This is a genomic window from Pectobacterium brasiliense (genome assembly GCF_016950255.1).
Classification (GTDB): Bacteria; Pseudomonadota; Gammaproteobacteria; order Enterobacterales; family Enterobacteriaceae; genus Pectobacterium; species Pectobacterium brasiliense.
Window position 1 is genome coordinate 2,360,666 of record NZ_JACGFN010000001.1, and the last position, 12,294, is coordinate 2,372,959.

General features: G+C 52.7%; 13 protein-coding genes. 4 read left to right on the forward strand and 9 right to left on the reverse strand.

What is annotated here, in order from left to right; all coding sequences use genetic code 11:
- Positions 1-162: 162 nt before the first annotated feature.
- Entirely contained in the window at positions 163-462 is a 300-nt protein-coding gene (locus tag H4F65_RS10510; RefSeq protein ID WP_010279722.1) for a GIY-YIG nuclease family protein, read from the forward strand.
- A 24-nt stretch (positions 463-486) separates the two neighbouring features.
- Here the strand turns inward: H4F65_RS10510 and H4F65_RS10515 are convergent, their stop codons facing one another.
- Both H4F65_RS10515 and ubiT read right to left on the reverse strand, forming a co-directional pair.
- Positions 487-1,029 (reverse strand): GNAT family N-acetyltransferase, encoded by a 543-nt coding sequence (locus tag H4F65_RS10515; RefSeq protein ID WP_010279720.1) that lies wholly within the window; start codon positions 1,027-1,029, stop codon positions 487-489.
- Positions 1,023-1,547 (reverse strand): ubiquinone anaerobic biosynthesis accessory factor UbiT, encoded by a 525-nt coding sequence (gene ubiT / locus H4F65_RS10520; RefSeq protein WP_010279716.1) that lies wholly within the window; start codon positions 1,545-1,547, stop codon positions 1,023-1,025. Before ubiT ends, H4F65_RS10515 begins: the two co-directional genes overlap by 7 nt.
- A 356-nt stretch (positions 1,548-1,903) precedes the next feature.
- On the opposite strand from ubiT, the gene ubiU reads away from it, so the two are divergent.
- The 3 genes from ubiU to H4F65_RS10535 all read left to right on the forward strand — a co-directional run bounded on the left by ubiU (position 1,904) and on the right by H4F65_RS10535 (position 4,963).
- On the forward strand, positions 1,904-2,899 hold the full coding sequence (gene ubiU, locus H4F65_RS10525; protein WP_010279712.1) for a ubiquinone anaerobic biosynthesis protein UbiU: 996 nt from the start codon (positions 1,904-1,906) through the stop codon (positions 2,897-2,899).
- A gap of 11 nt (positions 2,900-2,910) precedes the next feature.
- Entirely contained in the window at positions 2,911-3,789 is an 879-nt protein-coding gene (locus H4F65_RS10530; RefSeq protein WP_010279707.1) for a U32 family peptidase, read from the forward strand.
- A 166-nt stretch (positions 3,790-3,955) separates the two neighbouring features.
- Positions 3,956-4,963, forward strand: a complete 1,008-nt coding sequence (locus H4F65_RS10535; protein ID WP_039318923.1) for a luciferase-like monooxygenase — start codon at positions 3,956-3,958, stop codon at positions 4,961-4,963.
- An 87-nt stretch (positions 4,964-5,050) separates the two neighbouring features.
- Here H4F65_RS10535 and H4F65_RS10540 read toward each other — a convergent pair whose 3' ends face one another.
- The 7 genes from H4F65_RS10540 to rbfA form a co-directional block, all read right to left on the reverse strand.
- The gene (locus H4F65_RS10540) at positions 5,051-6,934 is read right to left on the reverse strand and encodes a DEAD/DEAH family ATP-dependent RNA helicase (protein ID WP_010279703.1); all 1,884 of its coding nucleotides are present in this window, start codon (positions 6,932-6,934) and stop codon (positions 5,051-5,053) included.
- Entirely contained in the window at positions 6,927-7,004 is a 78-nt protein-coding gene (gene yrbN, locus H4F65_RS22160; RefSeq protein WP_099606227.1) for a protein YrbN, read from the reverse strand. The genes H4F65_RS10540 and yrbN overlap by 8 nt, the downstream gene beginning before the upstream one ends.
- Positions 7,005-7,108: 104 nt before the next feature.
- Entirely contained in the window at positions 7,109-7,993 is an 885-nt protein-coding gene (gene nlpI / locus H4F65_RS10550) for a lipoprotein NlpI (RefSeq protein WP_010279700.1), read from the reverse strand.
- A 140-nt stretch (positions 7,994-8,133) separates the two neighbouring features.
- On the reverse strand, positions 8,134-10,254 hold the full coding sequence (pnp, locus tag H4F65_RS10555; protein ID WP_010279699.1) for a polyribonucleotide nucleotidyltransferase: 2,121 nt from the start codon (positions 10,252-10,254) through the stop codon (positions 8,134-8,136).
- Between the two features lie 249 nt (positions 10,255-10,503).
- Entirely contained in the window at positions 10,504-10,773 is a 270-nt protein-coding gene (gene rpsO / locus H4F65_RS10560; protein WP_010279698.1) for a 30S ribosomal protein S15, read from the reverse strand.
- Between the two features lie 122 nt (positions 10,774-10,895).
- Positions 10,896-11,840, reverse strand: a complete 945-nt coding sequence (truB, locus tag H4F65_RS10565) for a tRNA pseudouridine(55) synthase TruB (protein WP_010279695.1) — start codon at positions 11,838-11,840, stop codon at positions 10,896-10,898.
- Positions 11,840-12,238: a 30S ribosome-binding factor RbfA gene (gene rbfA, locus H4F65_RS10570; RefSeq protein WP_010279693.1), complete on the reverse strand. Its 399-nt coding sequence runs from the start codon at positions 12,236-12,238 to the stop codon at positions 11,840-11,842. The genes truB and rbfA overlap by 1 nt, the downstream gene beginning before the upstream one ends.
- Between the last annotated feature and the right edge of the window lie 56 nt (positions 12,239-12,294).

Sequence of the window (12,294 nt, forward strand, 5' to 3'; positions counted from 1 at the left end):
AATACACGTCGTGAATAACGGCTATTGATGTAATGCCGTGCCCGTTCTTTGAAAGGCAAGAGCTTTGAAATGCTAATTGTTTGAAATACCATTGGTGTGAGGTGCTATTTATGTTTAGCTGTGCCGAGCAGCTTTTTCAAACAATAATCCACAGACAACACCATGACTGAACACGCCGAAGATTCTCACTGGTATCTGTACATACTGCGCACGGTCGCTGGGACGCTGTACACGGGTATCACAACAGATGTCAGCCGCCGCCTGAATCAGCATCAAACGGGAAAAGGGGCAAAGGCGCTGCGGGGAAAAGGCGAGTTAACGCTGGTATTTCACTGTCGGGTGGGCGATCGCTCAGACGCGCTCAAACTGGAATATCGCATTAAGCAGTTGAGCAAAAACCAAAAAGAAAGGCTGGTACAAGACCAGCCCAAGACGTTATGCATTTCAGACACAATATATTGATGCGCTATCGGTTAGCAAGGCGCGTTAGAGAAAGCGGTTAAACGGTTCGGCGTATTCCACCAGCCCGCTTGCACTTTCAAACCCGCTTTCGTCCTCAGGACGCCCCTCACCGACAACATGATTATCTGCCAGCGGATAGACCTGAAAAGCCGATTCACTGTCTGGCCAGCGGCAGTGCAGTTGGTGTGCTGTGGCAGGAACGAAGCCAAAACGAGAATAGTACGTTGGCTCACCCAGTACGACGACAGCGGTGTAGCTAAACTCATTCAGTGCATCCAGCCCTTCGTAGACCAGCTTCTCCCCTACGCCCTGTCGGCGCAGGCTATCATCTACCGCCAACGGCGCAAGCGCCACCCATTGGCGATCCTCACCGTCGATCAGCACCGGGCTAAATGCCGCGTAGCCCACCACGCCACCTTCATCGTCAGTCGCCACAACGCCGAGCGTCAATAAGCCATCTTCACGCAGTTGATGAACCAGATCCGCTTCCGCGCCCGTTGGAAAAGCACGGCGCAATAAGTTGTCGATCCCTGCGGCATCAACGGGAATTTCCACCCGAACTAGCATGATACTGGCGCGTGATTCGCTGGTTGCACTGCGCCCTCCTGTAAGCCGGCTTCCACAAAGTTTGCCAGTTGTAGCAGGCCAATGCGCAGCGGCGCAGGCATGGCCTCCAGCTCAATGGCGTCCATCAGGTTCTTCACATACAAACCTAATTCGGTATCACCCTCAATGCGCAGACGACGCTGGAAAAAGAGCGTATCGGGATCTTCTTTACGCGCGGCGATCAAAATCAGATCGTTCGCATCCGCGCTGAAGCTGACATCCGGCGTCTCAGCGTCGCTCACCACCAGACGGCCATCACGCAGCGTCATAAACCACTGCAAGCCGACGTCACGCACCTCAATTTTCAGCCAGCGGCTTTCGAGAAATGCCAGATCGCCCTCTTCCAGCGCCTGACGGAACTGCCAGCCCAACATCTGTTCCAAAACCTGACGCTGTAGCGCAAAGGGAGTGAACTTGAGTGGCTTACCTAATAAGCTCGGCCCTTGACGCACAATCTGCGCTCGTAGTTTTTCCAACACTGGCGTACTCCTCTTAAAGCAATCTGACTGTTCAGATAATCTGCAAACATTTTGCCACATCCACCGCACGCAGCAGAGGTCTAAGTCAATAATTTAGTCGGTTATCCGATTATGCCCAACAGATTTTGTCCTGGCGTGACGATTAGCACCATAAACTGCCTTAAATCAAAGTCCTTACCGATTTGGTTAATTAAGATTCCCAATCGTTAACAACATTCATCGACTGATAAAAAATCGCTTACGACAACTCGCAAGGGTGAGAGGCAGAACACGCCTCATAAGCGCGTTCGTCAGTCTGAACATCATTGATCGTACCGAGCCGCTACGGCCCCGAAGGGATTAATGAAGGATTGTGTATGGAACTGCTTTGCCCCGCTGGCAACCTGCCGGCACTGAAAGCTGCCATCGATAATGGCGCAGATGCGGTCTATATCGGCCTGAAAGATGACACCAACGCACGTCATTTTGCCGGACTTAACTTTACCGACAAGAAGCTACAGGAAGCGCGCGAGTACGTGCATCGCCACCAGCGTAAGCTGCATATCGCCATCAATACGTTTGCGCACCCGGACGGCTATCAGCGCTGGCAACGCGCTGTCGATATGGCTGCGCAGATCGGGGCCGACGTGCTGATCCTCGCCGATCTCGCCATGCTGGAATATGCCGCCGAGCGCTATCCCCACATTGAGCGTCACGTGTCGGTTCAGGCTTCCGCGACAAACACCGAAGCGATCCGTTTCTATCATCGCCATTTTGATGTCTCACGCATCGTGCTGCCGCGCGTGCTGTCCATCCACCAGGTGAAGCAAATCGCCCGCACCAGCCCCGTGCCGCTCGAAGTGTTCGCCTTCGGCAGCCTGTGCATCATGGCGGAAGGCCGCTGCTATCTCTCTTCTTATCTGACCGGTGAATCACCGAATACCGTGGGTGCCTGTTCACCAGCGCGATTTGTACGCTGGCAGCAGACGGAAAACGGCATGGAATCACGCCTAAACAACATCCTGATCGACCGCTATCAGGACGATGAAAACGCCGGTTATCCCACGTTGTGCAAAGGGCGTTATTTAGTCGATGGGCAGCGCTACCATGCGTTAGAAGAACCAACCAGCCTGAACACGCTGGAACTGCTGCCTGAACTGATGGCTGCCAATATTGCCTCCGTGAAGATAGAAGGCCGCCAGCGCAGCCCGGCCTACGTCAGCCAGATTACGCAAGTATGGCGACAGGCTATCGATCGCTGCCGCGCCAATCCTGAGACATTCGTTCCCACTCAGGCCTGGATGGATGCGTTAGGTGCAGTGGCTGAAGGCACACAAACCACGCTCGGCGCTTATCACCGCAAATGGCAGTAGCAGGAGAACACATGAAATACGCATTAGGGAATATTCTCTACTATTGGCCGAAAGAGGATGTTGAGGCGTTTTATCAGGCCGCGGTGAACAGCAGCGCCGATATCATTTATCTCGGTGAAACGGTGTGCAGCAAGCGCCGCCTGATGAAGGTGGCAGACTGGTTCAACGTTGCTCGTGAGGTCGCCAACAGCGGAAAGCAGGTGGTGATCTCTACTCTGGCGCTCTTACAAGCGCCGTCTGAGCTTACCGAGCTAAAACGCTATGTGGAGAACGGCGAGTTCTTGCTGGAAGCGAACGATCTGGGCGCAGTTAACATCGCCGCCGAACGCAATCTGCCGTTTGTCGCCGGACATGCGCTCAACTGCTATAACGCGTATACGCTGCGAGTCCTGCATAAACAAGGCATGGTGCGCTGGTGCATGCCAGTTGAGCTATCCCGAGACTGGCTGCAAAACTTACTGAACCAATGCGACGAGCTTGGCTTTCGCCATCAGTTTGAAGTGGAAGTGCTCAGCTATGGCCATTTACCGTTAGCCTATTCCGCTCGCTGCTTTACCGCTCGTTCAGAAGATCGGCCGAAGGATGAATGCGAAACCTGCTGTCTCAGCTATCCGCAAGGAAGAAAAATGCTGTCGCAGGAGAACCAGCAGGTGTTTGTCCTCAACGGCATTCAGACGCAAAGCGGCTATTGCTACAACCTCGGCAACGAACTGACGTCAATGCAAGATCTGGTCGATATCGTCAGGCTATCCCCGAACGATATCAGCACGCCGGCGATGCTGGATAAATTTCGCGCCAACGAACAAGGCAATGCACCATTAACGCTGGAAAATCAGGCGGATTGCAACGGCTACTGGCGTCGCGTCGCTGGCCTTGAACTCGTTCAATAACGCATTTCCTTTCAGGGCGGCCAGCCGCCCTTTCCTTCCTAAGCGCACCTTTGAACTACGTATAACCGCGACATTCCCGCATACTGATCTGACTTTCATCATTGACTGACGGCGTTAAGCATCCACCAAATGGGTGGAGTCAGTGAACAACAAAGTGAGCCATGTTATGTCTATGTCTTCTCAACCCACCGTGTTTTCCGTCCTCGATCTTGCGCCGATTCCGCAAGGTGCGACAGCGTGCGACGCCTTCCATCGCTCGCTGGATCTGGCGCAGCATACAGAAAAATGGGGCTATCACCGCTATTGGCTGGCGGAACACCACAGCATGACCGGTATCGCCAGTGCGGCGACTTCCGTGCTTCTCGGTTATCTTGCTTCGGGAACACAGCGCATTCGTCTCGGCTCCGGCGGCGTAATGCTACCGAACCACTCGCCGCTCGTCATCGCCGAGCAGTTCGGTACGCTGGAATCGCTGTATCCCGGCCGTATCGATTTGGGATTAGGTCGCGCGCCCGGTACCGATCAGCGCACCATGATGGCGCTGCGCCGTCACCTTAATGCCGATATCGAAGATTTCCCACGCGATGTGCAGGAACTACAACGCTATTTCGCCGATGCACTGCCGGGTCAGCCGGTACAAGCAGTCCCGGGACAAGGCCTACACGTTCCGATCTGGCTATTGGGTTCGAGCTTGTATAGCGCACAGCTGGCCGCGAGACTGGGGCTACCTTTTGCCTTCGCCGCCCATTTCGCGCCCGATATGTTGCTGGAAGCATTCCGTCTCTATCGCGAACACTTCATACCTTCAGCCACCCACGCCAAACCTTATGCGATGGTTTGCGTCAATGTGGTGGCGGCCGATAGCGATCGGGATGCGCGTTTCCTCTTCACCTCAATGCAGCAGCAGTTCATCAATCTGCGCCGTGGTACACCGGGCCCGCTGCCCACGCCGGTAGAAAACATCGACACAGTCGGATCGCCTGCCGAGCAGTTTGGTGCGGAGCAAGCACTGCGGCTGTCGATTGTTGGCGATAGCACGAAAGTCCGTCATGGATTGCAGAGTCTTTTGCGTGAAACACAGGCGGATGAAGTGATGATCAATGGGCAAATCTTTGATCATCAGGCGCGACTGCGATCGTTTGAAATCGCAATGGATGTACGGCAGACGCTGTAATATCGAATGAGTGAGTTTGTTGTGACCAAAAAAAACGACCCGTTAAGGGTCGTTTTGTATTGCAGTCGATTTTAAAAAAATCGTAGCTTATGCGTCAGCAGGACGACGACGTGGAGCGCGCGGTGCGGCATCACGGTTGAAAGAACGCTCGCGACGCTCACCGCTGTTACCTTCACGGCGTTCACCACCGCCGAAAGAGCGGCGTGGTGCTGCGCCATCACGACGTTCGCCACCAGGACGACCACCGCCACGACGTTCTGGCTGTGCAACTGCATCCCCCATCAACTGCATATTCATTGGTTTGTTCAGAATACGCGTACGGGTGAAATGTGATAACAGGTCGCCCGGCATACCTTTCGGCAGTTCAATCGTCGAGTGAGACGCGAACAGCTTGATGTTACCGATGTAGCGGCTGCTGATATCACCTTCATTGGCGATAGCACCAACAATGTGGCGAACTTCAACGCCGTCATCACGACCCACTTCAATACGATACAGTTCCATCTCACCAGCATCACGACGCTCACGACGTTGTGGACGGTCACCGTCACGGCTGTCACGAGAATCGCGAGGATCACGACGACGATCGCCACGTGAATCACTGCGAGACTCATCACGATCGCGGAATTCGCGACGAGGACGGAATACCGGATCTGGCGGCAGAATCAGAGGGCGTTCACCCTGCGCCATTTTCAGCAGCGCAGCGGCCAGCGTTTCGACATCCAGCTCTTCCTGCGGTTGCAGTTTTGCCAGTAGCGCACGGTACATGTCCAGATCGCTGCTTTCCAGCTGTTGCTGTACTTTAGCGGCGAACTTAGCCAGACGGCGTTGACCCAGCAATTCTGCGTTTGGCAATTCCACTTCAGGAATGGTCAGCTTCATTGTGCGCTCAACGTTGCGCAGCAGGCGACGTTCACGGTTTTCGACGAACAGCAGAGCACGGCCCGCACGACCAGCACGACCGGTACGGCCAATACGGTGAACGTAAGACTCAGCATCCATCGGGATATCGTAGTTAACTACCAGGCTGATACGCTCAACGTCCAGACCACGCGCCGCAACGTCGGTCGCGATCAGGATATCCAGACGACCATCTTTCAGACGCTCCAGCGTTTGCTCACGCAGCGCCTGATTCATGTCACCGTTCAGCGCGGCGCTGTTGTAACCACTACGCTCCAGGGCTTCGGCCACTTCCAACGTCGCATTTTTGGTACGAACGAAAATAATCGCCGCATCAAAATCTTCCGCTTCCAGGAAACGTACCAGCGCGTCATTTTTACGCATACCCTGCACCGTCCAGTAGCTCTGGCTGATGTCTGGACGCGTAGTAATGCTTGATTGAATGCGAACTTCTTGCGGATCTTTCATGAAACGGCGCGTAATGCGGCGAATCGCTTCAGGCATGGTCGCAGAGAACAGCGCAGTCTGATGTTCAGCAGGGATCTGAGCCATGATGTTTTCAACATCTTCGATGAAGCCCATACGCAGCATTTCATCAGCTTCGTCCAGCACCAAACCACTCAGGTTGGACAGATCCAGCGTACCACGTTTCAGGTGATCCAGCAGACGGCCCGGCGTACCCACGACGATCTGTGCACCACCACGCAAAGCGCGCAGTTGCACGTCATAGCGTTGGCCGCCGTACAGTGCGACGACGTTCACGCCGTGCATATGTTTGGAGAAATCATTGCAGGCCTCTGCTACCTGCACCGCCAGCTCGCGGGTCGGTGCCAGCACCAGAATCTGTGGTGCTTTAAGTTCAGGTTTCAGATTGTTCAGTAATGGCAGAGAGAACGCTGCTGTTTTACCGCTACCGGTCTGTGCCATACCCAGCACGTCTCGACCGTTCAGCAGGTGAGGAATACATTCCGCCTGAATCGGAGACGGTTTTTCATAGCCCAAATCAGTCAGGGCATTAAGGATGGAGGTGTTCAGCCCCAAATCGGCAAAAGAAGTTACTAAATCAGTCATGTACACGTGCCTCATTAAACATGGCGGCCAGTCTACATAACTCGTCGTGAAAATTTTCAGTCATTTTCATTGAAAAGTGTGAACCGGCTCAAATTGGATTAAAAAGCGAACAAAAAAGCCCTCACCCGTGAAGGTGATAACCGAAGTTTTTCAGGCTGATTAAGTGTTCGTCAGCTATTGCTGGTCCGATCCTGATAGGTCGTCTTGCTCTTGGCCTAATAGCGCCAATTCCAACAATGCATAGCGGTGCTCAACAAAGTTATGGACGTTGTTGGCAACCGTCAGCTTGAACAGCGCCAAAGCGGTGTTCTTGTCCCCCAGACTTAGGTAGTGCTTACCTAAATAGAAGTCAGTTTCACTGAGATGCTCAGCGAGCGAAGTGTTATCCGTAGCTTCTACCTGTAAACGCTGCATCAGTGTTTTTTCACTGATACTGCCCAGATAGAATTCGACAATATTCCATCCCCAAGGCCCTTTCTTGGCGTCGTCATAGCGTTTCTTCAACGCAATTTTGGCCGTCTCTGGATTGATTTCTCGCTCCACAAGATACAGCCACAACGAACGGAAAGGATCATTCGGATCGTCTCGATAAAACGCAAGCAGATCATCCTGCGCTAACAGGTAGCGACCGCCATAATACAAAGCGATGCCCCGGTTTAAACGCGCGTAATTGTAAGTTGGATCAAGCTCTAGTACAGAATCAAACGCTTCATAGGCAGCATCAAAATTGCCTGCCTGCGTTAAATAGATACCCAAATAGTTAAAAACTTCTGGAATATCAGGGCGGATCGTCAGCGCTTGTGAAAAATCATTCCGCGCCAATGCCCGTAACCCGAGACTATCATACAGCACTCCGCGCTCATATAATAGCTGTGCTCGCTCATCATCGGTTAATGCCCGGCTTGCAAGGATTTGTTCCATGCGTGCCAGGATAACTTCCTGCTGCAAAGTAGGCTGTAACGGAATCGCCAATACTGCGTCTTTACGCCAATCCGTGTTGCTGCATCCTGCCAGCATGAGTGCTGTTGCAACATAACACCAGCGCAAGAAAGGCTTCATTTCCCACTCCCGAAGACAAACATTGGATGAACATCCTGTCCCGGACCGCTCAACGCAAGGACATCCATTCCCTTACGATACACGCAGCACCTTGCCATGATAATCAGGCAAGGTGCCATAAGACCGTTATCTAACAGTCTTTATTCCTCAGAAGACGGGGCTGCCGCTTCCTGAGTTTGCGCAGTTGCTTCTTTGATGCTTAAGCGCACGCGGCCCTGGCGATCAACTTCCAGAACCTTGACTGGCACTTCCTGACCCATTTGCAGGTAGTCAGTCACTTTCTCTACGCGCTTATCGGCGATCTGAGAAATATGCACCAGGCCTTCTTTGCCGCCGCCAATAGCGACGAAAGCACCAAAATCAACGATGCGGGTAACTTTACCCTGATACACGCGGCCGACTTCGATTTCGGCAGTGATCTCTTCAATACGACGAATCGCGTGTTTCGCTTTTTCGCCGTCGGTTGAAGCGATCTTCACAGTACCATCGTCTTCAATTTCAATCGTTGTGCCCGTTTCTTCGGTCAGCGCACGAATCACAGAACCACCTTTACCGATCACGTCTTTAATCTTATCGGTACTGATCTTGATGGTGTGAATACGCGGTGCGAATTCAGAGATATCGCCACGTGGCGTGCTGATCGCCTGCTCCATCACGCCCAGAATGTGCAAACGTGCACCTTTGGCCTGATTCAAAGCAACCTGCATGATCTCACGGGTAATCCCTTCGATCTTGATATCCATCTGCAGCGCAGTGATACCTTCACGGCTACCAGCAACTTTGAAGTCCATATCGCCCAGGTGGTCTTCGTCACCCAGAATGTCAGACAGAACAACAAAATTGTCGCCTTCTTTAACCAGACCCATCGCGATACCCGCAACGGCTGATTTGATTGGCACGCCCGCATCCATCAGTGCCAGAGAAGCACCGCAGACAGACGCCATGGAAGAAGAACCGTTGGATTCCGTGATTTCAGACACTACACGCACGGTGTACGGGAATTCGTTCGCCTTCGGCATCACTGCCAACACGCCACGCTTCGCCAGACGACCGTGACCGATCTCACGACGCTTAGGCGAACCGACCATACCGGTTTCACCGACAGAGTACGGAGGGAAGTTGTAGTGCAGCAGGAAGCGATCGGTACGTTCACCGGTCAGTTCGTCAATATTCTGTGCATCACGCTCAGTCCCCAACGTTGCAGTGACCAACGCCTGCGTTTCACCACGGGTGAACAGTGCGGAACCGTGAGTACGCGGCAGTACGCCAGTACGCACATCCAGACCACGAATCATGTCTTTTTCACGGCCATCGATACGCGGTTCGCCAGCCAGCACGCGGCTGCGTACGACATTTTTCTCAACGTTACCCAGAATTTCCTGGATATCTCCCGCATTCAGCGTTTCGTCTTCAGCTTGCAGAGCGGCAACAACATCAGCTTTGATGACGTCAACTTGCGCATAACGCTCTTGTTTTTCAGTGATGCGGTAAGCGTCACCCAGACGTGCTTCAGACAAAGCCTGTACACGCTGCTCTAAAGAAACGTTAACTTCTGGCGCATGCCATTCCCACTTCGGTTTGCCTGCTTCAGCAACCAGAGCGTTGATGTTCTGGATAACGATCTGCTGTTGCTCGTGACCAAACACCACAGCACCCAGCATCTGATCTTCACTCAGAAGGTCGGCTTCGGATTCCACCATCAGAACCGCGCCTTCCGTACCTGCAACCACCAGATCCAGACGGCTTTCTTTCAGCTCATCCATCGTTGGGTTCAGGACATACTGATCGTTCAGGTAACCGACGCGTGCAACACCGATAGGGCCGTTGAACGGAATACCAGACAGGCTCAGCGCCGCAGAGGCACCAATCATGGCAACGATGTCAGGGCTAACCTGTGGGTTAACAGAAACGACGGTCGCAATCACCTGAACTTCATTCAGGAAACCTTCTGGGAACAGAGGGCGGATCGGGCGGTCAATCAGACGAGAAGTCAGCGTTTCGCCTTCACTTGGACGACCTTCACGACGGAAGAAACCACCAGGGAAACGTCCAGCAGCGTAAGTACGCTCCTGATAGTTAACCGTTAATGGGAAGAAACTTTGGCCGGGTTTGGCGTTTTTCGCGCCGACAACGGTAACGAATACCGCGGTGTCATCCATGCTTACCATCACAGCGGCGGTAGCCTGGCGAGCCATCATACCGGTCTCTAACGTGACGGTATGCTGACCATATTGGAACTTACGGACGATCGGATTCAGCAAAATAATATCCTTAGCTGGGGCGCGCTACACGTATTCAAGATAAACGCGCCAGTGAACTCCCGACCTTTACACTACATCCTCACGACTAATGACAACCCTTATCTTGCTTATGCAGATAAAGCCTCTCATTAGCCGCGCGAACCTCTGTAATGAAAGATCATATTAACAACAATACACTACTCTGTTTTGCTAACGCTTCCTAGAAGAAAGGGGCCAAAAGAGGCCCCTTCCCACTGAAACTCAGAAGACTTAGCGACGCAGACCCAGACGCTCGATCAGACTGGTGTAACGTGCTACATCTTTACGCTTCAGGTAGTCCAGCAGCTTACGACGCTGAGAAACCATACGCAGCAGACCACGACGGCTGTGGTGATCTTTTTTGTGCTCAGAAAAGTGGCCTTGCAGATGGTTGATCTGCGCAGTCAGCAAAGCAACCTGAACTTCAGTAGAACCACTATCGTTAGTGCCACGACCGAAGTCTGCTACGATTTTAGCTTTGGCTTCAACACTTAGAGACATTGTAATACTCCAAACATTATAGATAAAAAAACAGGCGCCGATCTCTAATTCAGCCACCCAATAGTCAAGCCGCGCTATTCTACCCTCAGCGTTCTGCGATAGCAAGGCAGCAACAGGCGGGTTTACACCGGAAACTCAACAACCAGACGACGTGGCGCAACGCGACCATCGCTGTCGATTTCACCCATTCCGATAAATTTGTGTTCGTCACCTTCGGTGATTCTCACCATACCGTTCGAGGGCACATTCGCTGCCTGAACTGCTTGCCCCAGCTTCAAATAGCCCGCGACAACCGGCGTCAGATTCACCTCAGGAAAATCAATGACTGGGCTTTCCATCGGCATAAGCAGCGGATCGAGGCTCTGCGAAAGTGGAAGCTCTTGTGTTTGAGCCTGCTCGGACAAAGCCGCTAGCTGCTCCAGCGTCACCATTCTTTCGGTAGGATAAGTGGCAACCTGTAAACGACGCAGGTAAATCACATGCGCGCCACAGCCCAACTTTTCGCCCAGGTCGTCAATAATGGTACGGATGTACGTGCCTTTCGAACAGTGAATTTCCAGTTCTAGCTCATCACCTTCCCAGCGAATGAACTGCAGTTCGTACACGGTGATTTCACGCGCTTCACGTGGAACCGTCAGACCCTGACGCGCATACTCATACAGCTTACGCCCCTGATATTTCAGCGCCGAGTACATGGACGGCACTTGCTGCGTGGTACCACGAAAACCTTCCAGCGCCTGCTCCAGATCGGTAGCAGAAAAACCAATTGCACGCTCTTCAATCACGTTGCCATCGGCATCAGAAGTGTCAGTCCGTTGTCCAAGTCGAGCAATAACACGGTAGCGTTTATCAGAATCCAGCAGATACTGGGAAAATTTCGTCGCTTCCCCGAGACAAATCGGCAACATACCGGTGGCTAACGGATCCAACGCCCCCGTATGGCCCGCTCTGTTGGCGTTAAAAATCCGTTTTACCTTCTGCAAAACATCATTAGACGACACGCCCTGCGGTTTATCTAATAGCAATACGCCGTGTATATCACGGCCACGGCGACGAGGACGACTCATTAATCCTCCTGATCTTCGCCCGTAACAGAACGACGTTCCGTATCGTTTTTGATCACATTGGTCACCAGATTGGACATTCTCATCCCTTCAACCAACGAGTTGTCGTAGGAGAATGTCAGTGCCGGGACAACACGCAGGCGCATTGCTTTGCCAACCAGGGTACGGATAAAACCAGATGCATCCTGCAGTGCTTTGATTGCCGTTTGAACTTGCTCTGGTTCGTTATCATTCAGGAAGGTCACAAAAACCTTGGCATACGCCAGATCGCGGGACACTTCCACACCGGATACAGTCGCCATGCCGATACGCGGATCTTTCACTTCACGCTGAATGATAATGGCGATTTCTTTTTGCATTTCCTGCGCAACGCGCTGGGTGCGGCTGAATTCTTTTGCCATGATAAATTCTCCAGTAAAAATCGGGGGGCACTAGGCCCCCCTTACGAATCACTTAC